This window comes from Brachyspira murdochii DSM 12563 (genome assembly GCF_000092845.1).
Taxonomy (GTDB): domain Bacteria; phylum Spirochaetota; class Brachyspiria; order Brachyspirales; family Brachyspiraceae; genus Brachyspira; species Brachyspira murdochii.
Map to the genome: position 1 here is coordinate 2,085,046 of NC_014150.1, position 20,143 is coordinate 2,105,188.

Sequence of the window (20,143 nt, forward strand, 5' to 3'; positions counted from 1 at the left end):
ATTCCAAATTAAAAGTTATTACTAATAATCATCGTAAAATTAGAACTTTTCTATAATATTTATATTATTTTTATCATCTATTTCTGTATAATAACCGCATCCGTTTTGTAAAAGATATTCATAGAAGCCTAATTTCTGAGTATCAAATATGCTGAATATAGACATAATAACACCCCCATGACTTACTACAGAAGTATAATCCATGTTATTTTTTTTCATATCTTCTATAATATATAGATATGCTTTTTCTGTTCTGCTAAAGAAATTTTCGGAAGTTTCTCCATTAGGTACATTGCTTTTCCAATTAGTTCTAAAAAACTCTTTATAATAAGGATTATCTTTTAATTCATCATGATTTTTTCCTTCAAAATCTCCGAAACTTCTTTCTCTCAAATCATTTAACACTTCTTTTGTCATATCATTAAAGTATATATCAGCAGTTTCCAAGCATCTTTTAAGAGGACTGCAGTATAATTTTTGAACTGGTTTATATTTTTCTATAATGCTTTTTTTGTTTATAAGAAAATTTTTTCCAGCTTCAGATAATGGAGCATCAGTAGAGCCTAGCCATCTTCCTTCAGCATTTAATTTTGTTTGCCCATGACGTATAAATAGTATTTTCATAATGATTACTCCATTTAAAAATTAATTTGTTCAGCGTTTAAGTTTACATTATAATAGCAGTTTATTTTTTTTCAATAACATTATTATATTATTTTTATAACTTATAAAATTATGTAAAAATAGTATGCAGGTGTATAAATATTATTGACAAATATAGTTATAGAATATAGAATGTGAGAACTATAATTTGGGCATGTTTATGAACAACACAACACAACACAACACAACACAACACAACACAACACAACACAACACAACACAACACAACACAACACAACACAACACAACACAACACAACACAACACAACACAACACAACACAATTATCTAATCTAATATTTCTATTTTTCAATAAAATCAATATTTACTTTTTAGCTATAAAAACATATTCCCATAATGTTATCTTTATTAATATAAAAAAACACTATTTATTAATATCTTATATGAAAAATAATTAATATAAATATTGTAGGAGAATGAATTATGAAAAAACTATTATCTATTATTTTATTGATTACAAGCATTTTATCTCTATCCTGTAATCATAATAAGTTAAACTCTTCATTAACTAGTTCTATTGGTAAAGTTGGTGAAATAACAGTTAATCCGCTTGGGGTTACACCATTATCGGCAGTTTATACAACAGAAACTGTAAATGCTGCCCCTATAACAGTAACAGTTAAAGGTTTATATGGAGAGCCAGACATAATACACACTTATCCAGCAGGTTATGGTACTGAATTTGAAATACATGGTATGTTTCCAGAGTCGCAAAATACTATTGAAGTAAATGATGGCGGAAGGATTATAACTAAAAATATTAATATTGGAAGTTTATCTACAAGTGATAATACAACTATACAAAAACAGTACAATGTGGAAATTAATGAACTTTCTGAAGAAAAATATACTAATAATCCTGAACTCTATTTTATTATAAATGCTACTTTCCCATTTCATATAGCAATATCAAAGAATGGTTATACAAGATATTTACAGAGTGGTTTAAGAGGATCAAAGTTGGTAATTGAAAATAAAAAAATTGTATTATATCCTATGTATGATTATAAAAATACTGATTTATTAGGAAACATATTAATAAATTATCCAACTCAAGTTCATCATGATGTTATAAAGGTTAATAACAATTATCTTTATTTATCATATTCAACTTGGGGATCAGAGGATAGATTAGTAGAAATAGATAGTTCTGGTAAAAAGTTAAGAGAATTAAGTTTTGGAAAATTAATACAAAATACTTTAGATTTAAATACTTATAAAGAAGATGAAGCAATATTCAAACAAATAGTATTTGGAGAAGATGTAAATAATATTTATGTAGATAGCAGTGGACAGAAACAAGCTGTAGATTGGTTCCATGCCAATTCCATAGTTTATGATTCTAGTACTGATACATTATATGTTTCTTCAAGAACTAGAGGAGTATTTGCTATAGATTATAGTGAATGGAAATTAATTTGGTGGATGGCTGATGATGCATTATCTTCAGGTATTGTAAATGATACTCATTTAAATAAATTAGCTTCTTTAGGTCCCTATAGAGTAAAAGGTGCAGGAAAAGATGACGGACCAAAAAATCAGCATGCTTTATTTTTGTTTGCTAATGGTAATTTAGGTATGTTTGATAATCAAGGAAATCAAGCTATTAACCCTAATGGTTCAAGATATGTTGAGTATACAATAACAGGTACTCATGGTAATTATACAGCTCAAAAAGTTTATGAGTATAGAGATAGTTCTTTATATTCACAAATTATGTCAGATGTTGATTTTATAGGAGAAAATTATCAAAATTTATTATTAACATATTCATGGCAAACTGCTAGGATTGTTGAAGCAGAAAAGAATACTAAGAGTGTATTATTTAGATTGGATTTACCATTTGAGACATATAGAGTAGATAAATTACCTTTGTATTATGATGAAGGAAGGGTTTATTCAGAAGACTGCAACTTGAAAAATCCTAATTAATTCTAATCTAACAAATGAAATAAAGTCTTGATTACAGTAATGTAGTTGAGCCTTTTTATTTCATTTTTAATATTATTGTACGATTAAATTTTTGTAATGAATATTCCATTTTTTAATTAGTTTCTTTAGTGTTTAAGTTTACATTATAATAGCAGTTTATTTTTTTCAATAAAATAATGTAATTTTTTAAATTTGGTATTTTACACTTAAAATATATTATTTTTAAAAAAGTTCAATATAGGTACGGTATGTATTAAAAATACTGTAAAAAATAATTGACAATTTATGTAATTTGTGTTATAATCCAAAACTGTAAAATTTTCACCAAAATTTAAAAAATAGGGTATGTGTATGAATTATGAAATATTAGCTGAAAATGCCCGCTTCTTTACAATATCAGCGGCAATACTCACATTGGCTTTCGCATTCTATTTTTATAAATGGATGCGTAAACAGGACGAAGGTAATGAAACTATGAAAGAAATAGCTTCGCATGTACGCTCCGGTGCTATAGCTTATCTTAAACAACAGTATAAAGTTATAGCTTTCTTTTTTGCAGGAGCTTTCATTATTTTTGCTGTTCTTTCTTATGCATTAAAAGTGCAAAACCCTTTCATTCCTATAGGTTTTTTAACAGGCGGTTTCTTCTCAACTCTTTCTGGTTTCTTGGGTATGAAAACTGCTACTTATGCATCTGCTAGAACTGCTAATGCAGCAAGCAAATCATTAAACGAAGGTTTAACAATAGCTTTCCGTTCAGGTGCTGTTATGGGACTTACTGTTGTAGGTCTTGCTTTGTTTGACATCTCTTTATGGTTTATAGTGTTAAATTTATGGCTTGATAATAGTCTTTTCGGTACAGACTTCCTTAATTTGGCTGCTACTGGAATAACTAAAGGTACTGCTGAATACACTGCTGCTAAAATGCACTTTGTAACTACTACAATGCTTAGCTTTGGTGTAGGTGCTTCTTTCCAAGCATTGTTTGCACGTGTCGGAGGCGGTATATTTACTAAAGCTGCTGACGTTGGTGCTGACTTAGTTGGTAAAGTAGAAGCTGGAATACCTGAAGATGACCCTAGAAACCCTGCTGTTATAGCTGACAACGTAGGCGATAACGTAGGTGACGTTGCTGGTATGGGTGCCGACCTTTATGAATCTTATGCAGGTTCTATACTTGCTGCTATGAGTTTGGGTTCTGCTGCTTTCGGATATATTAATCCTGATGTAAGCCCAATATTTGCTGTATCGCTCCCTATGATACTTGCTGCTATTGGTACTCTTTCTTCTATTATAGGTGTATTCTTCGTTAAAACTAAAGAAGGTGCTACTATGGGAGAATTATTAAAATCTTTAAGAGTTGGTGTTTATGTAAGCAGTGCTATTATTATAGTTGTTTCTTTCCTACTTGTAAAAGCACTTCTTCCAAACAATTTGGGATTATTTGTTTCTATCATTGTAGGGCTTATAGCTGGTAATGTAGTTGGTTTCTTCACAGAATACTATACAGCTGCTGAATACAAACCTACTCAATGGGTAGCTGAACAATCTAAAACTGGTCCTGCTACTGTTATTATAGGCGGACTTGCTGTAGGTATGCAGTCTACTTTGATACCTGTTGTTACAGTTGTTATCTCTATAATGTTGGCATTTGGTTTTGCTGGCGGTTTCGGTGCTGAAGCTTCTTCTTTCTCTCAAGGTTTATATGGTATTGCTTTGGCTTCTGTTGGTATGTTATCTACTTTAGGTATCACATTAGCTACTGATGCTTATGGTCCTATAGCTGACAATGCAGGCGGTAATGCTGAAATGTCTGGTCTTCCAGAAAGTGTTAGAGAAAGAACTGATGCTTTAGACTCTTTAGGCAACACTACTGCTGCTACTGGTAAAGGTTTTGCTATATGTTCTGCTGCTTTAACTGCTATGGCTTTGATTGCTGCTTATATTGAGGAAATTAAAACTTCTTTGGGAAGAATGATTAATTCTGGAAATCTTACTTCTATAGATATAGGTACTGTTCAATATACTGCTAACAGTGCTAAGGAATTATATGACAAAGTTGTTTATAGTTTGGGTATGAATGAGTTTATGAATGCTTTCAATATTCACTTGATGAACCCTAAAGTATTAATAGGTATATTTATTGGTGCTATGTTAGTATTCTTCTTCTGTGCTTTAACTATGAAAGCTGTTGGACGTGCTGCTGCAGGCGTTGTAGAAGAAGTTAGAAGACAGTTTAGAGAAATTAAAGGCTTACTTGCTGGTGAAAAAGGTGTAAAAGCTGATTATGAAAAAGCTGTTCAAATCTGTACTAAATCAGCTCAAAAAGAGATGATTGTTCCTTCTGTACTTGCTATAATAGTACCTGTTGTAGTTGGTTTCTTATTCGGAGTACCTGCTGTTATAGGTATGTTGGTAGGCGGTTTGACTGCCGGATTTGCTATGGCTGTTATGATGTCTAATGCTGGCGGTGCTTGGGATAATGCTAAAAAATACATTGAAGCTGGTAATTTGGGCGGTAAAAAAATCATAGATCCAAAAACTGGAGAAAAAATTACTAACCCTAACCATGCTGCTGCTGTTATAGGTGATACCGTTGGTGACCCATTCAAAGATACTTCCGGACCTTCAATCAACATTCTTATCAAATTAATGAGCTTGATAAGTGTTGTATTTGCTGGTGCAATAGTAGCTTTCTCACCAAAAATTCAGGCTCTATTAGGTATAGCTGATCAAATTATTAAATAATAACTTTATTTAATATTAAATATATAAGCTGTCTGACTTTAATTAGTTGGGCAGCTTTTTTTGTTTTAATTATTATTGTGTTTGAAGTAATTTACAATATCCATTTTATTTTGTTATTTTAAATGTTGCTACTTTGGATTTATTATGAAGTTTATAAAATATTTTTTATTTGTAAACATTTTAATTATAACTATTACATATACTGCTTTTGCTAGTTTAGAGATAAATTTTCAAGGACATTATGGAATTGTTTTTCCGTTTAATTCTATAAAAGTAAATGATAATTATAAGAACACTATTTATGACAGTGTTGATGGTACTTTATGTTTTGAAGGAACTTTGTTTTTACAAATAGGAAATTATTTTAAATTATTTGAAGATGATTATACAAGCATTATTAAAGGTGTGAGTTTATTTGGAGATATTGGTTTTAGTATTAATGCTTTGATGTCTGATTATAAAGAGAATAATAATAAATATATGGAACTTATGGCATTCTATTCTATAATGGTTGGAGCAGCTGTTAAATTAAATTTCAGTAAAATGTCTATAGGATTTGGTACAGGAATAATAGCTCCTTTATATGCTGTTGTTTCTTCAAGTAAATATGGCGGGGTTATGTCAGCACCTAATGATTTAGATAATTGGAATGTTAATGATATGAGAAATCTTTTTAAAGCTCCTATAATGCCTTACATAAAACTTACTGTTGAAGGATTTATATATTTAGTTCCTAATTTTGCCGTTACTCTTGGAGGCTATATGATGTATAATTTTGGTATGCAGTACAAAACTGATGTTGTTAATAGCAATTTAGGCAACAATATATATAATAAATATAATTTTTCTTCTCTTTCTATAGGATTAGTTTTGGGTATATCTTTGGGCAGATATAATTGATATATTCACACTCTTATTTTAGTTTTTATATGAAATTATTAAAAAAAATTTACTTTATACGCTATAAAAGTAAAAAAAATATGTTTTTATTTGACTTTATATGATTATAATTTATAATATACTTCTGAAATAATCAAAAAGTATTCATTTCTATTTAGAATATTATTTCAACTATTTTTTAATTCTATTAATAATTATTATTAATTTTTTATAAAAATTAGATATTGGAAAGGAAAATCTATGAAAAAAATTCATTCTATAAGAGTGAAAATGCCTATAGCAATTAGTATTTTAAGTACTATATTTTTAGTTTTAATAGTTGTCATATTATCATACAGATCTCATATTACAATTAAAAATGCCACATTGAATGGTTTTAATAATACAGTTAATGGCTATAAAGATATGCTTGATGTTTGGCTTGATGATAGCAGGAATTTAATAGAAACTTATTCGGTATCTCCTATAGTAAGAAATTACCTATTAGATAGAAATATAGATATTCGAAGTACACTTACAGAGTTTGAAGGTATTAATGAATATGTGCTTGACATAGGTATTACAGATACTAATGGTATAATTTTAGATAATGTTAATAATGTAAAAATAGGTGAAAATATAACAACAGTAAGACCTAATATTTTAAATATATTAAAAAACAATAATAATAAAGCCTCTTTTGATGATGGTATACAAAGATCAAGTGCTGATAACAAATGGTCGCTTGCAGCTATTTCTGGTGTTAATTATAATGGGGAATATATAGGAAATATATATATGATATTAGATTGGGAGGAGCTTTCTGTAAAACTTCAGGATTTGAAATTACCTGAAAGAACTAGAATATTTGCCATTGATGATGAAGAGACTGTTTTACTTGACACCAAAAACGAAATTAATACGAAAGCAAATGAAGCTTATGGAGAAATTATAAATAGCGGTTTATCATCAGGTGTTATGAATTATATATCTTCCGTAAGTCATGATCCTAGAACAGCAGTTTACAGCAGACTTCAAAATTTATCTTGGTATTTAATTATGGCTATGGACGATAATATTATATATAAAGATAATAATGATTCTATAAAAATATCTATTATTATATGTATTTTATCTATTATTTTTATAAATATATTTGCTTTTATTTATATTAAAAGAGTTACACACCCTCTAAAAGTATTAATGAGTCATGCCACTAGCATATCAGAGGGAAATATTAGTATAAATACTAAAAGTACATATGCTAAAGATGAGTTTGGAGAATTAGAGAGGGTTTTTGATATTATGAGCAGCAGGTTGGCAGAGGTTGTTTATAATGTTAATAATGCCTCAAAAGAGATAATGGAAGCAGCAGAAAATATGATGGAAAGCAGCAGCGAATTATCAGCAAGAACGGACAGTCAGTCATCTAGTTTGGAAGAAACAGCAGCTAGTATTGAGGAGATGGTTTCTAATATAAAGATTTCAGCTGAGAACTCTATACATGGTAAGGATATGATGTCAGAGTCTATTACATTCATTGAAGATGCTGCAAACATTATATCTCAAACTGCTTCAAATATAGAAGAGGTTTATCAGTCAAGTGAGAAAATAAAAGATATTACAAAGATTATTGAAGATATTGCTTTTCAAACTAATATACTTGCACTTAATGCTTCTGTAGAGGCGGCACGTGCTGGAGATCATGGTAAAGGTTTTGCTGTTGTTGCTTCTGAGGTAAGAAATCTTGCTCAAACTACTCAGGCTTCTGTAAAAGATATCACAGCATTGGTTGATAATACATCAAGTAAAATAGATATAGCAACTAATACCGCTAAACAGTCGCAGGATATATTTGCAAAACTTCAAAGCAAAGTATTAGAAACTTCAAAACTAATGGAAGATATTACTTCAAATGCCCTAGAACAGCAGTCTGGAACTAATCAAATAAGTACCGAAGTTAATAATATGGAAACTGCCACTACTCAGAATGCTGCTTTGGCTGAAAACTCAAGTGAGATATCAAAAAGTTTGGTTGAAAAAGCTAGATTTTTAGAAAGCAGTATAGAGTTTTTTAAGATTTCTAATAATTAGAGAATATATAGCTAAACAAATATAGTTTTTTAAATATTGCAGGGCTTTTACCCATCGAAGTAGGTAAAAACTTTGCAAAAGCCATTAATGTGTATCAGGTTACAAAATAAAATTGTTATATACTTAAATAATTATAGTTTGTAAATTTTTAGTTATATATCAAGTCAATTGAAGTAATTATATTTATTATGCTTCATAATACTTATGCCGTTAATATCAAATATATTTATTTTTTTTAGATTTGGTTTTAAATACAGAGTTTCTCCTATATCATAAACTTTTTCATCTAATGAAGAGCTTTGAGAATATTCTATTGATGACTGATTTTCTAATATTTCATCTTTTTCAAAGTATAATGAGTAATTTGTGTATTTTCCTAAAAATGTTTTTGATAATATTTTAGTTTTTATAGCATTATCTTTTTCATCAGATATATAAAACTCTTCAGGTCTTATAGAAACTATTATTTTGTCATTGTCATGAACATTATCAATTATATTATTAATTTCAAATTTATAACCGTTTGTAAAGCAAATAAATGTTTTTGAGTTTTCTTTTGATATTTTGGCATTAAATAAATTTGAATGTCCTATAAATGCCGATATAAAAGTATTAACTGGTCTTGAATATATATCTATAGGTTTTCCTATTTGCTGTATAATACCTTTATTCATCACAGCTATTGTATCTGATATTGCTAATGCTTCTTCCTGATCATGAGTTACATAAATGGTTGTTATTCCTATACGTTTTTGTATTTCTCTTATTACATCACGCATTTCTATTCTTAATTTTGCATCTAAATTTGATAATGGTTCGTCCATAAGAAGCACATTAGGCGATATTATAATTGCTCTTGCAAGTGCCACTCTCTGCTGCTGACCTCCTGATAAATGTTCTGGAAGTCTGTTTTGATATTCTTCAATTTTTACTATATTTAATATATCATCAACTTTATTTTTTATAGACTGTTTAGATTCTTTTCTTAATTTTAATCCGTATTCTACATTTTCTCTTACAGTCATATGAGGAAATATTGCATAGTTTTGAAATACCATACCTATATTTCTTTTATATGCTGGTATATCATTAATTATTTCATTATCAAACTTTATTGTTCCGTTTTCTATGGTATTAAATCCAGCTATCATTCTTAACAGTGTAGTTTTTCCGCAGCCTGAAGGTCCAAGAAGAGTAAAGAATTCCCCATTTTTTATTTCTAATGATAGATTTGGTATTACTACTGTTTTATCATATTTTTTTAATACGTTTTGAATAGATATAGATACGCTCATACCAGTCTCTTGATTAAATATATAATGCTTTAATATTTTTAAATCTATTTAATAAGTTATTATTATTTTATTTCTATATATTTTTTTGTCAATGATATTATTAAATTATTAAAGATAAAAGTGTATATTAAAATAAATAATAGATTTATATTACTTCAATTATTTCATGCTTTTTTGTTTTTCTTTTTTGTCTATTACAGCTCTGCTTGCAAGTTCATTTTTTATATCATTAATAGTGATATTTTTTTCAACCATAAGTACTAGTGTATGGTATAATAAATCAGCTATTTCATATATTGTTTCTTTATTTGAATCATTTTTAGCACCTATTATAACCTCAGTGCATTCTTCTCCAACTTTTTTTAAGATTTTATCAATACCGCTGTTAAATAGGTATGTGGTATATGAGCCTTCTGTCTGATTAATTTTTCTTTCCTTTATAAGGTTGTATAATTTATCTATAGAAAAATTTTTATAATCTTCTTTTGAGAATATATCATTAAAAAAGCATGATTCACTTCCAGTGTGGCAGGCAGGACCATCTTTAATTACTTCTACAACTAAAGCATCATTATCACAGTCGCTTTTTATAGCTTGTATATGCTGATAATTTTTTGAAGTTTCTCCTTTTCTCCAAAGTTCCTGTCTGCTTCTGCTGTAGAAACAAGTTTTACCTTCATTTATACTTATTTGCAGACTTTCTTTATTCATGTATGCTAGAGTTAGAACTTCTTTTGTGTAATAGTCAATAACTATTGCGGGTATTAAACCTTTATCATCAAATTTTAATTCTTCTATTTTTTCCTGAGATATATTATTCATAAATTAAATCCTAAATTCTGCAAATATTATTAGCAGTAATTATGCTATAATTATTAATTTTTTGCAATATTATTAGTGTAATATTTTAAAAAAAATAAGCTATTATAGATAATAATATCGTTAATATATATGTAAAGTTTTTAATAAAAAAATATAAAAAAAGTACTAAAGACTATTGATTTTTTTGTATAGCTGCTTTATAATGCTAACACTTTCATAAAAGCGATTAAAGCGTATAGTATGTTTTCTCACTTTATTAATTAGGTTTAATACTATAATTGCTCAGTTTGTGAATACTGTTTCGTTTGAAGTTTTAATTTAAAATTAAAAAAGCAGATGCTGTCAATTCGGTTGGATTGGCTTATAAAATTAGAAAAAATAAAAAATTAGAGGTTTTGTATTTTATGCCTACAATTAATCAATTAGTAAGAAAAGGTCGCAAGCGTATGATAAATAAAACAAAATCGCCTGCGTTAATGAAATGTCCGCAAAGAGAAGGTGTGTGTACTCGTGTAACAACAACTACACCAAAAAAACCTAACTCAGCTATGCGTAAAATTGCCCGTGTAAGAGTAACAAATGGTATGGAAGTAACAGCTTATATACCTGGTATAGACCATACGCTTCAGGAGCATAACCGTGTGCTTATAAGAGGCGGTCGTGTAAAAGACTTGCCTGGCTGCCGTTATCACATAGTTCGCGGAAGCCGTGAAGCTACTGGTGTTGAAAAAAGAATGAAAGCTAGAAGTAAATACGGTACTAAGAAACCAAAGGCTTAATGGAGTAAATTAATATGGCTAGAAGAAGAAGAGCACAAACTAGAAAGATAGATGCTGATCCTGTTTACGGCAGTATTGTTATCAGTAAGTTTATTAATAAATTAATGTATGACGGTAAAAAAAGTAAAGCTGAAAATATATTTTATAAAGCTATGGATTTAGTTAAGCAGAAAACAGGAAAAGATGGTTTAGAAGCTTTTAATGAAGCTATAAATAATATTAAGCCTCTTGTGGAAGTAAAATCAAGAAGAGTTGGAGGTTCTACATATCAGGTGCCTGTTGATGTAAGACCGGACAGACAGAATTCTTTAGCTTTTACTTGGCTTATAGATGCTTCAAGAAAAAGAGGCGGAAAAAGCATGGTAGAGCGTTTGTCAAATGAAATAGTAGATGCTATAGACGGAAAAGGTCAGGCAGTTGCTAAGAGAGATACGGTTCATAGAATGGCTGAAGGTAACAAAGCGTTCGCACACTTTAGATGGTAGTTTTTAAGGAGAGGGTTTAAGTGGCACGTCAAATTTCATTAGAAAACACACGTAATATTGGTATTATGGCTCACATTGATGCTGGTAAGACTACTTTGAGTGAGCGTATTCTTTATTTTACTGGTAAGACACATAAAATAGGTGAAGTACATGAAGGTGCAGCAGAAATGGACTGGATGGAACAGGAAAGAGAGAGGGGTATTACTATTACTTCGGCTGCAACCACTTGTTTTTGGAATGGTAATAGAATTAATTTGATAGATACACCGGGGCACGTTGACTTTACTGTAGAGGTTGAAAGATCTTTAAGAGTATTGGATAGTGCAGTTGGTGTTTTTTGTTCTGTAGGCGGTGTTCAGCCTCAGAGTGAAACAGTATGGAGACAGGCTAGTAATTATAAAATTCCTAGAGCTATATTTGTTAATAAAATGGATAGAATAGGTGCTAATTTCTATGCTGTTTTGGATCAGACAAGAGAGAGATTAAAAGCTAATAGTCACCCAGTTGTTATACCTATAGGTGCAGAAAGCAATTTTGAGGGTGTTATTGACTTAGTAAATATGAAAGAGATAATTTGGGTTTCTGAAGACGGCATGAAAATGGAAGAGAGAGAAATCAGGGCTGAATTAAAAGAAAAAGCAGAAGAATATAGAAACTCATTATTAGAAGCAATTGTTGAATACGATGATGATGCTATGAATAAGTTTTTTGAAGGAGAGGAAATAGATGTTCCTACTATAAAAAGACTTATAAGAACAGCAACATTAACTGCAGACTTCTTTCCAATGTTCTGCGGTACTGCATTCAAAAATAAAGGTATTCAGGTATTAATTAATGGAATAGTTGATTACTTACCTTCTCCAGTAGACAGATCAGAGATAGAAGGTACTGACTTAGACGGAAATGTGGTAAAAAGAAAAATATCAGATGATGAGAAATTCAGTGCATTAGCATTTAAAATAATGACAGACCCTCACGTAGGAAAAATAGCTTTCTTCAGAGTTTATTCTGGTATATTGGAAGCTGGTTCTTATGTGTTTAATGCAACAAAAGGTAAAAGAGAGCGTATCGGAAGAATACTTCAGATGCATGCTAATAAAAGAGAAGAGATTGATACAGTATATGCTGGTGATATAGCTGCAGCAGTAGGACTTAAAGAAACAACAACAGGTGATACTTTATGTCCGGAAAATGCTCCTATAATACTAGAAGCAATCAATTTCCCAGAACCAGTAATTAACGTTGCTATAGAGCCTAAAACAAAAGGTGACAGAGATAAAATGTCTATAGCTTTATCAAGACTTGCTGAAGAAGACCCAACATTCAGAGTTAGTTTTGATGAAGAAACAGGACAAACAATTATCGCAGGTATGGGTGAGCTTCACTTGGAAATTATCTGTGATAGAATGAAAAGAGAATATAAAGTTGAGGCAAATGTAGGACGTCCTCAGGTATCTTACAGAGAAGGTATTAAGAAAACAGTTGAGGTTCAAGGAAAATTTGTGCGTCAGTCTGGCGGTAAAGGTCAGTACGGAGATGTATGGCTTAGAATTGGTCCTAATGAACCTAATGCGGGATTTAAATTTAATAATGAAATCGTTGGAGGAGCAGTTCCAAGAGAATATATACCTGCAGTAGAAAAAGGCTGTGTAGAGTCAATGAATACAGGAGTTCTTGCTAACTATCCTATGCTTGATGTTGTAGTATCAGCTTATGACGGTTCATTCCACCCAGTAGACTCATCAGAAATGGCATTTAAAATTGCTGCTTCAATGGGATTTAAAGAAGGCTGTAAAAAGGCAGATCCTTATTTGTTAGAGCCTATGATGACAGTAGAGGTTGTAACTCCAGAAGATTATATGGGTGATATAATAGGGGACTTAGCTTCAAGAAGAGGTCAGGTTCACGGATTTACAGATAAATCAGGTTATAAATCAATCAATGCTACAGTACCTCTTGCAGAGATGTTTGGTTATACAACAAGTATAAGAAACGTATCTCAGGGAAGAGCAAGCTACACAATGCAGTTCTCACACTATGAGGAAGTACCTAAAAATGTAGCTGAAGAGATAATCGGTGCTAGAATGGGTAATAACAAATAAGTAACTAAAAAAGTTACAAGTTAGATATAAAAATTAAATTTCCTAAAGGATAAATAATTGGAGGATTAAAATGGCTAAAGGAACTTACGAAGGTAAAAAGACACACGTAAACGTTGGTACTATCGGACACGTAGACCATGGTAAAACAACATTAACATCAGCAATAACAGCAGTATCATCTGCTATGTTCCCAGCAACAGTAGCGAAAGTTGCTTATGACTCAGTAGCAAAGGCTTCTGAAAGTCAAGGTAGAAGAGACCCAACAAAAATATTGACAATCGCAACATCACACGTTGAATATGAATCAGACAACAGACACTATGCTCACGTAGACTGTCCAGGTCACGCTGACTACATTAAAAACATGATTACTGGTGCTGCTCAGATGGACGGTGCTATATTGGTAGTATCAGCAGAAGACGGTGTAATGCCTCAAACAAAAGAACACGTACTTCTTTCAAGACAAGTAGGTGTAAATTACATCGTAGTATTCTTAAACAAATGTGATAAATTAGATGACCCAGAAATGGCAGACATCACAGTAGAAGAAGTAAAAGACGTATTAAATCACTATGGTTTTGACGGCGATAAAACTCCTATCATTAAAGGTTCTGCTATTAAAGCTATTCAAGCAATTGAAGCAGGTAAAGATCCTAGAACAGATCCAGATTGTAAATGTATATTAGATCTTTTGAATGCTTTAGATACATATATTCCAGATCCAGTACGTGAAGTAGATAAAGACTTCTTAATGTCAATCGAAGACGTATACTCAATTCCTGGAAGAGGTACAGTTGTTACTGGAAGAATTGAAAGAGGTAAAATCAAAAAAGGTGATGAAGTTGAAATCGTTGGTATCAGACCTACTCAAAAAACAACTTGTACTGGCGTAGAAATGTTCAAAAAAGAAGTAGAAGGTATAGCTGGTTATAACGTTGGATGTCTTTTAAGAGGTATTGAACGTAAAGCAGTAGAAAGAGGACAGGTATTAGCTAAACCAGGTACTATCACACCTCATAAAAAATTCGAAGCAGAAGTTTATATCTTGAAAAAAGAAGAAGGCGGAAGACACAGCGGTTTCGTAAGCGGTTACAGACCACAAATGTACTTCAGAACAACAGACGTAACAGGTGTAATCAACTTACAAGAAGGTTCACAAATGATTATGCCAGGTGATAATGCTAACTTAACTATTGAACTTATCACACCAATCGCTATGGAAGAAAAACAAAGATTCGCTATACGTGAAGGTGGTAAAACAGTAGGTAATGGTGTTGTAACAAAAATATTAGAATAATTAAAGTAGAGAAATAAAAGGGTATACCTTTTTTATTAAAGATATACCCTTTAATAAATTAAGAGAAAGCGAGTAATTCAAGCTATGAAAGAACAGAAAATACGAGTTAAACTAAAAGCCTTTGATATTGAGCTTATTGATCAATCAGCTCAGTCGATAGTAGCTAGTGTAAAGAAAACAGGTGCTAGAGTATCAGGACCTATACCATTGCCTACAAGCATACGTAAGGTAACTGTAATAAGAAGTCCGCATGTAAATATTAAATCAAGAGAACAATTTGAGATGCGTATATATAAGAGATTAATAGATATCTTTGATGTAACTCCTCAAACAACAGAATCTCTTAAAAAATTAGCGCTTCCAGCTGGGGTTGATGTTCAGCTTAAATAAGCGTTTAATTAAATATTAAAGATAAAGCTCTTTACTACGTTTTATCTGTAATAGTTTGAAACAATAGAAAAGTAGTAAGTAAAATCATTATAGAGGATTCGCCGATGGTAGGAATAATTGGCAAAAAATTGGGCATGACAACAGTTTTTGATGAAACTGGCAACGCAATAGCAGTAACAGTAGTAGAAGCTGGTCCATGCACAGTTATGCAGATAAGAGATAATGAGAAAGATGGCTACAGTGCAATTCAATTAGGTTATGGTGCCGTAAAAGAAAAGCATTTGAAAAAGCCACAAATAGGTCAATTTAAAAAAGCAAATTTAGAGCCTAAGAAATATCTAAAAGAGTTCAGAATGGACAATACTAGTTCATATACAGTAGGTCAGGAACTTAAAGCAGATGTATTTCAAGCAGGCGATTTTATAGATGTTAGTTCTTTGAGTAAAGGCCGCGGTTTTGCAGGCGTAATGAAAAGACATAATTACGATGGTGGTCCTATGAGCCATGGTTCTAACTTCAGAAGAAGAGCTGGTTCTATAGGTTGTAACAGCTACCCTGCAAGAGTATGGAAAGGTAAAGGTATGCCGGGACATATGGGTAATGCTTTAACTACTATACAAAACTTGAAAGTAGTTGAAATAAGACCAGATGATAATTTGATTATGATTAAAGGTGCTATACCTGGTGCAGTTAATAGTATAGTGAAATTAACATCAGCAGCTAAAAAACGCAACAAGAAAAAGAACTCAATGAATTAATTTAGAGTAATAACAGGATGATAAAATGGAAGTAGTAATACTAAATGAAAATGGAGATAGCGTAGGCAATTTAGAGATTGTTGATGAGATATTTAAATCAGAAGTTAACAATAATCTACTTTACGAAGCAATCAAAAATGAATTAGCTAACAGACGTCAGGGAACGCACTCTACTAAAACCAGAGCAGAAGTTTCAGGAGGCGGTAAAAAACCTTGGAGACAAAAAGGTACTGGCAGAGCAAGAGCAGGTTCTACACGTTCGCCAATTTGGGTAGGCGGTGGTAAAACACATACACCTAAACCACGCGATTATAGCTATAGATTGCCAAAGAAAATGAAGCGTAAGGCTCTATTGTCTGTTTTATCTTTAAAATATGGAAGCAATGTTCTTAAAGTTTTTGAGGACTTCACTTTTGATGCTCCTAAAACAAAAAGAATGGCTAGTTTTATAAGTAAGGTTAAAGAACCAAATACAAGAAAAGTGGCATTTGTAGTAGGTAAAGATGAATCTTTAGGTGATAATTACAATAAATTATTATTATCATTAAGAAACATTAAAGATTTAAAGCTTGTAAATGCAGACAGTATGTCTATACATCCTTTATTTTATGCTGATGAGGTATATTTTACTAAAACAGCTTTATCTAAATTAAATGCTAGAATTAAGGGTTAAAAAATATGAGCATGTATTCACTTTTAATTGAGCCTATACTTACAGAAAAAAGTAATATGCTTAGAACTGAGCCTAGAGGAACAGAAAAGCGTTATTATGTATTTAAAGTAAGACAGGACGCTAATAAAACAGAACTAATGAAAGCGGTTGAAAAAATATTCAATGTACACCCGCTAGATTGTAAGATAATAAATGTTAAGCCAAAAAAGAAAAATCGCAGAATGAGCAGACGCGGATACACACGCAGCTATAAAAAAGCGATAATAGTTCTTGACGGCAAAGAATCAATAGATATAGTAAAATAATGAGGGACACCGATGGCTATTAAGAAATTTAAACCGACAACACCAAGTTTACGCTATCGTACAGTAGTAGATTTTTCTGATATTACAACAAATGAGCCTTGTAAATCATTAGTATGCGGAAAAAAACGTATAAGCGGACGTGGTTCAAATGGTCGTATAACTATGCGTCGTCGCGGAGGCGGACATAAAAAACTATTTAGATTTGTAGATTTTAGAAGAGATAAGCATGACATAGAAGCTAAAGTGGTTTCTATAGAGTATGATCCTAACAGAACTGCTCGTATAGCTTTACTACACTATACAGATGGCGAAAAAAGATACATAATATGGCCATTGGGACTTAATGTAGGCGATAGAGTAGTAAGCGGTGAAAATGCAAAAGTTAAAATTGGATGCACTTTACCATTGAAAAAAATTCCATTAGGTACTATAATACATAACATTGAAATAACTCCTGGAAAAGGCGGTCAGCTTGTTAGAGCAGCAGGCGGCGGAGCTCAGATAACAGCAAAATCAGGCGGTTATTGTGTAATAAGACTTCGCTCAGGTGAAGAAAGAAGAATACTAGAAAATTGTTATGCTACTATAGGACAAATAGGTAACCTAGATCATTTCAATACTACAGATGGTAAAGCTGGAACTACAAGACATAAAGGCAGAAGACCAAAAGTAAGAGGTGTTGTAATGAACCCAGTAGATCACCCGCACGGTGGTGGTGAAGGTAAAAGCGGTCAAGGTAATCCGCACCCAGTTTCTCCAACAGGTGTACCTACTAAGGGTTACAAAACTAGAAAGAAACATAAGTATTCTGATAGATTAATAATCAAAAGAAGAGGGGGTAAAAAATAATGTCTCGCTCTATTAAAAAAGGACCTTTTGTAGATAAGAATCTTTTTAAGAAAATACAAGCTGGAGATAATAAGCACCAAATAAAAACTTACAGCCGTGCTTCAACAATTATTCCAGAAATGATAGGCTTTACTATAAATGTACATAATGGTAAAACATTTGTAGCAGTTTATATACAAGAAAATATGATAGGTCATAAATTAGGCGAATTTGCACCAACAAGAAAATTTATATCTCATGCAGGTGCCGCTAAAGTAGGTAAGAAATAAGGATTTAGACTATGGATTATAAAGTAAAGGTACGTTATTTACGCATTGGCCGCAGGAAAGTATCAAGATTACTTCCTTTTGTTAGAGGTGAGTATGTTAATCATGCTATATCTAATCTTGCAGCAATGCCACAGATGTCATCAGTAGTTCTAAGAAAGGCTATTAAAAGCGGAATAGCTAATGCAATATTCCAATCAAGAAATATCAATCCAGATACATTATGGGTAAAAACTGCTTATGTTGACAAAGCACCTACTCTAAAAAGAATACGTGCAGCAAGCAGAGGCAGTGCTGACCCAATATTAAAAAGACTTTCACATATTACTATAATATTAAGTGATGATAAAAAACCTGAAAAGAAAAAATTAAAAGTAAAAAGTGCTAAAGTAGAAGAAGCACCTAAAGCAGCGGAGGTATAAACTATGGGTCAAAAGGTTAGTCCAATAGGTTTAAGACTCGGAATTAACAAAACTTGGTCTAGTAAATGGTTTGAAGATAGCAGAACTTATGCAGACAGTTTGCATGAAGATTTATCTATCAGACGCTATATAATGAATTACTATTATAAAACATTAAAAGAAGAACAAAAGAAAATCGGCGGAAAAAAAGAGTCTTTTGACCCTGCTATATCTGATATACAAATAGTACGTTTCCCAGATAGAATCAATATTTTCATCTCTACTGCAAGAGCAGGTGTTGTAATAGGACCTAAAGGTCAGAGAGTTGAAACTGTAAAAACAGCAGTTCAAAAAATGGTTAAAAAACCAGTACATTTCTCTATTACAGAGATAAGAGATGCAGAGTTAGATGCAGCATTAGCAGCACAAAGCGTAGCACGTCAATTAGAAATGCGTGTTGCTTTCAGAAGAGCTATGAAAAGCGTTATAACTCAAGCTATGAAGAAAGGTGCTAAAGGAATAAAAGTTATGTGTTCTGGACGTTTAGCAGGAGCTGATATTGCTAGAACAGAACAATATAAAAATGGTTCAGTACCATTACATACATTAAGAGCTAATATAGATTACGGCACTGCAGAAGCACTTACTACATTCGGTATTATCGGAATAAAAGTGTGGATCTATAAGGGAGAAATTCTTGATAAAAAAGAACATAAGCAAGATGATGCAGGTAAAGTTATCAGTGCCAAAGGAGATAGATAATGTTACAACCATCAAGAATGAAATATCGTAAACATCATAGAGGCAGAATGAAAGGCAAATCAAAAAGAGGAAGTAATCTTACTTTCGGAGATTATGGTTTGATGGCATTAGAACCTGTATGGCTTACAGATAGACAAATTGAGGCTGCACGTATTGCTATATCAAGACATGTTAAACGTGTAGGTAAGATGTGGATAAAAGTATTTCCAGATAAACCTTATACTAAAAAACCAGCTGAAACTAGAATGGGTAAAGGTAAAGGTAACGTTGAATATTGGGTAGCTGTAGTTAAACCTGGAAAAGTAATATTTGAAATATCAGGTGTTCCAGAAGAATTGGCTCAATCAGCTTTCAGACTAGCTGGTTTCAAGCTTCCTATAAAAACTAAGTTCATTAAGAGGGAGGCTATATAATGGCTAAAAATAAAAAAGATTATAAGTCATTGCCTTTAGAAGAGCTTAAAAGTGAACTTCTAAAATTAGAAAAAGAATATCAAGAGCATAGATTTGAAAAAGTAGTAGGCGATGCAAGACAAACACATCAACTTAAAAAAGCTCGTAAAGATATAGCTAAAGTTAAGACATTTATTCGTCAATATGAACTTGGCATAAAAAAATAGTGAG

General features: G+C 31.5%; 21 protein-coding genes. 18 read left to right on the forward strand and 3 right to left on the reverse strand.

Annotated elements, in window-relative coordinates; translation table 11 throughout:
• Positions 1-39 precede the first annotated feature (39 nt).
• Positions 40-624 carry a histidine phosphatase family protein gene (locus tag BMUR_RS09160; protein WP_013114291.1) on the reverse strand — a complete coding sequence of 195 codons (585 nt, stop codon included), beginning with the start codon at positions 622-624 and terminating at the stop codon, positions 40-42.
• 482 nt (positions 625-1,106) lie between these two features.
• Between BMUR_RS09160 and BMUR_RS09165 the strand changes: the two genes are divergently transcribed.
• The 4 genes from BMUR_RS09165 (at position 1,107) to BMUR_RS09180 (ending at position 8,336) form a co-directional block, all read left to right on the forward strand.
• On the forward strand, positions 1,107-2,615 hold the full coding sequence (locus BMUR_RS09165) for an aryl-sulfate sulfotransferase (protein ID WP_013114292.1): 1,509 nt from the start codon (positions 1,107-1,109) through the stop codon (positions 2,613-2,615).
• A 351-nt stretch (positions 2,616-2,966) separates the two neighbouring features.
• Positions 2,967-5,363 (forward strand): sodium-translocating pyrophosphatase, encoded by a 2,397-nt coding sequence (locus BMUR_RS09170; RefSeq protein ID WP_013114293.1) that lies wholly within the window; start codon positions 2,967-2,969, stop codon positions 5,361-5,363.
• A gap of 144 nt (positions 5,364-5,507) precedes the next feature.
• Positions 5,508-6,263: a hypothetical protein gene (locus BMUR_RS09175; RefSeq protein ID WP_013114294.1), complete on the forward strand. Its 756-nt coding sequence runs from the start codon at positions 5,508-5,510 to the stop codon at positions 6,261-6,263.
• 240 nt (positions 6,264-6,503) lie between these two features.
• Positions 6,504-8,336, forward strand: coding sequence for a methyl-accepting chemotaxis protein (locus tag BMUR_RS09180; protein ID WP_013114295.1), 1,833 nt, complete (start codon positions 6,504-6,506; stop codon positions 8,334-8,336).
• Between the two features lie 164 nt (positions 8,337-8,500).
• On the opposite strand, the gene BMUR_RS09185 is transcribed toward BMUR_RS09180, so the two are convergent.
• Both BMUR_RS09185 and hisIE read right to left on the reverse strand, forming a co-directional pair.
• A complete protein-coding gene (locus tag BMUR_RS09185; protein ID WP_013114296.1) occupies positions 8,501-9,631 on the reverse strand; it encodes an ABC transporter ATP-binding protein in 1,131 nt (376 codons plus the stop codon).
• Between the two features lie 159 nt (positions 9,632-9,790).
• On the reverse strand, positions 9,791-10,453 hold the full coding sequence (hisIE, locus tag BMUR_RS09190) for a bifunctional phosphoribosyl-AMP cyclohydrolase/phosphoribosyl-ATP diphosphatase HisIE (protein ID WP_013114297.1): 663 nt from the start codon (positions 10,451-10,453) through the stop codon (positions 9,791-9,793).
• 404 nt (positions 10,454-10,857) lie between these two features.
• Between hisIE and rpsL the strand changes: the two genes are divergently transcribed.
• The 14 genes from rpsL to rpmC all read left to right on the forward strand — a co-directional run bounded on the left by rpsL (position 10,858) and on the right by rpmC (position 20,139).
• Complete coding sequence (gene rpsL / locus BMUR_RS09195; RefSeq protein WP_013114298.1) at positions 10,858-11,232, forward strand: 30S ribosomal protein S12; 375 nt, start codon at positions 10,858-10,860, stop codon at positions 11,230-11,232.
• Positions 11,233-11,246: 14 nt separating this feature from the next.
• Positions 11,247-11,717, forward strand: coding sequence for a 30S ribosomal protein S7 (gene rpsG, locus BMUR_RS09200; RefSeq protein ID WP_013114299.1), 471 nt, complete (start codon positions 11,247-11,249; stop codon positions 11,715-11,717).
• A gap of 20 nt (positions 11,718-11,737) precedes the next feature.
• Positions 11,738-13,819, forward strand: coding sequence for an elongation factor G (gene fusA, locus BMUR_RS09205; protein ID WP_013114300.1), 2,082 nt, complete (start codon positions 11,738-11,740; stop codon positions 13,817-13,819).
• A 70-nt stretch (positions 13,820-13,889) separates the two neighbouring features.
• Positions 13,890-15,116 carry an elongation factor Tu gene (gene tuf, locus BMUR_RS09210; protein WP_013114301.1) on the forward strand — a complete coding sequence of 409 codons (1,227 nt, stop codon included), beginning with the start codon at positions 13,890-13,892 and terminating at the stop codon, positions 15,114-15,116.
• A gap of 84 nt (positions 15,117-15,200) precedes the next feature.
• Positions 15,201-15,506, forward strand: a complete 306-nt coding sequence (rpsJ, locus tag BMUR_RS09215; RefSeq protein WP_008723370.1) for a 30S ribosomal protein S10 — start codon at positions 15,201-15,203, stop codon at positions 15,504-15,506.
• 104 nt (positions 15,507-15,610) lie between these two features.
• On the forward strand, positions 15,611-16,264 hold the full coding sequence (rplC, locus tag BMUR_RS09220; RefSeq protein WP_013114302.1) for a 50S ribosomal protein L3: 654 nt from the start codon (positions 15,611-15,613) through the stop codon (positions 16,262-16,264).
• A gap of 25 nt (positions 16,265-16,289) precedes the next feature.
• Complete coding sequence (rplD, locus tag BMUR_RS09225) at positions 16,290-16,937, forward strand: 50S ribosomal protein L4 (RefSeq protein WP_012671620.1); 648 nt, start codon at positions 16,290-16,292, stop codon at positions 16,935-16,937.
• An 11-nt stretch (positions 16,938-16,948) separates the two neighbouring features.
• A complete protein-coding gene (gene rplW / locus BMUR_RS09230; protein ID WP_187287622.1) occupies positions 16,949-17,242 on the forward strand; it encodes a 50S ribosomal protein L23 in 294 nt (97 codons plus the stop codon).
• A gap of 12 nt (positions 17,243-17,254) precedes the next feature.
• Entirely contained in the window at positions 17,255-18,091 is an 837-nt protein-coding gene (gene rplB / locus BMUR_RS09235) for a 50S ribosomal protein L2 (RefSeq protein ID WP_013114304.1), read from the forward strand.
• Entirely contained in the window at positions 18,091-18,360 is a 270-nt protein-coding gene (gene rpsS / locus BMUR_RS09240) for a 30S ribosomal protein S19 (RefSeq protein WP_008723378.1), read from the forward strand. The genes rplB and rpsS overlap by 1 nt, the downstream gene beginning before the upstream one ends.
• An 11-nt stretch (positions 18,361-18,371) precedes the next feature.
• The gene (gene rplV, locus BMUR_RS09245; RefSeq protein WP_013114305.1) at positions 18,372-18,779 is read left to right on the forward strand and encodes a 50S ribosomal protein L22; all 408 of its coding nucleotides are present in this window, start codon (positions 18,372-18,374) and stop codon (positions 18,777-18,779) included.
• 3 nt (positions 18,780-18,782) lie between these two features.
• A complete protein-coding gene (gene rpsC / locus BMUR_RS09250; protein ID WP_013114306.1) occupies positions 18,783-19,520 on the forward strand; it encodes a 30S ribosomal protein S3 in 738 nt (245 codons plus the stop codon).
• Positions 19,520-19,933 (forward strand): 50S ribosomal protein L16, encoded by a 414-nt coding sequence (gene rplP, locus BMUR_RS09255; protein ID WP_008723384.1) that lies wholly within the window; start codon positions 19,520-19,522, stop codon positions 19,931-19,933. Before rpsC ends, rplP begins: the two co-directional genes overlap by 1 nt.
• Positions 19,933-20,139, forward strand: a complete 207-nt coding sequence (gene rpmC, locus BMUR_RS09260; protein ID WP_013114307.1) for a 50S ribosomal protein L29 — start codon at positions 19,933-19,935, stop codon at positions 20,137-20,139. Before rplP ends, rpmC begins: the two co-directional genes overlap by 1 nt.
• Positions 20,140-20,143: the final 4 nt, after the last annotated feature.

Excerpts from the sequence above, each read along its gene's own strand:
- BMUR_RS09165 (WP_013114292.1), top strand. The coding sequence starts at position 1,107 with ATGAAAAAACTATTATCTATTATTTTATTGATTACAAGCATTTTATCT.
- rplV (WP_013114305.1), top strand. The coding sequence starts at position 18,372 with ATGGATTATAAAGTAAAGGTACGTTATTTACGCATTGGCCGCAGGAAA.
- rpsS (WP_008723378.1), top strand. The coding sequence starts at position 18,091 with ATGTCTCGCTCTATTAAAAAAGGACCTTTTGTAGATAAGAATCTTTTT.
- BMUR_RS09185 (WP_013114296.1), bottom strand. The coding sequence starts at position 9,631 with ATGAGCGTATCTATATCTATTCAAAACGTATTAAAAAAATATGATAAA.
- rplD (WP_012671620.1), top strand. The coding sequence starts at position 16,290 with ATGGAAGTAGTAATACTAAATGAAAATGGAGATAGCGTAGGCAATTTA.
- BMUR_RS09175 (WP_013114294.1), top strand. The coding sequence starts at position 5,508 with ATGAAGTTTATAAAATATTTTTTATTTGTAAACATTTTAATTATAACT.
- hisIE (WP_013114297.1), bottom strand. The coding sequence starts at position 10,453 with ATGAATAATATATCTCAGGAAAAAATAGAAGAATTAAAATTTGATGAT.
- rpsJ (WP_008723370.1), top strand. The coding sequence starts at position 15,201 with ATGAAAGAACAGAAAATACGAGTTAAACTAAAAGCCTTTGATATTGAG.
- rpmC (WP_013114307.1), top strand. The coding sequence starts at position 19,933 with ATGGCTAAAAATAAAAAAGATTATAAGTCATTGCCTTTAGAAGAGCTT.
- BMUR_RS09180 (WP_013114295.1), top strand. The coding sequence starts at position 6,504 with ATGAAAAAAATTCATTCTATAAGAGTGAAAATGCCTATAGCAATTAGT.
- rpsC (WP_013114306.1), top strand. The coding sequence starts at position 18,783 with ATGGGTCAAAAGGTTAGTCCAATAGGTTTAAGACTCGGAATTAACAAA.
- rplP (WP_008723384.1), top strand. The coding sequence starts at position 19,520 with ATGTTACAACCATCAAGAATGAAATATCGTAAACATCATAGAGGCAGA.
- rpsL (WP_013114298.1), top strand. The coding sequence starts at position 10,858 with ATGCCTACAATTAATCAATTAGTAAGAAAAGGTCGCAAGCGTATGATA.
- BMUR_RS09160 (WP_013114291.1), bottom strand. The coding sequence starts at position 624 with ATGAAAATACTATTTATACGTCATGGGCAAACAAAATTAAATGCTGAA.
- rplB (WP_013114304.1), top strand. The coding sequence starts at position 17,255 with ATGGCTATTAAGAAATTTAAACCGACAACACCAAGTTTACGCTATCGT.
- tuf (WP_013114301.1), top strand. The coding sequence starts at position 13,890 with ATGGCTAAAGGAACTTACGAAGGTAAAAAGACACACGTAAACGTTGGT.
- rpsG (WP_013114299.1), top strand. The coding sequence starts at position 11,247 with ATGGCTAGAAGAAGAAGAGCACAAACTAGAAAGATAGATGCTGATCCT.
- rplW (WP_187287622.1), top strand. The coding sequence starts at position 16,949 with ATGTATTCACTTTTAATTGAGCCTATACTTACAGAAAAAAGTAATATG.
- BMUR_RS09170 (WP_013114293.1), top strand. The coding sequence starts at position 2,967 with ATGAATTATGAAATATTAGCTGAAAATGCCCGCTTCTTTACAATATCA.
- rplC (WP_013114302.1), top strand. The coding sequence starts at position 15,611 with ATGGTAGGAATAATTGGCAAAAAATTGGGCATGACAACAGTTTTTGAT.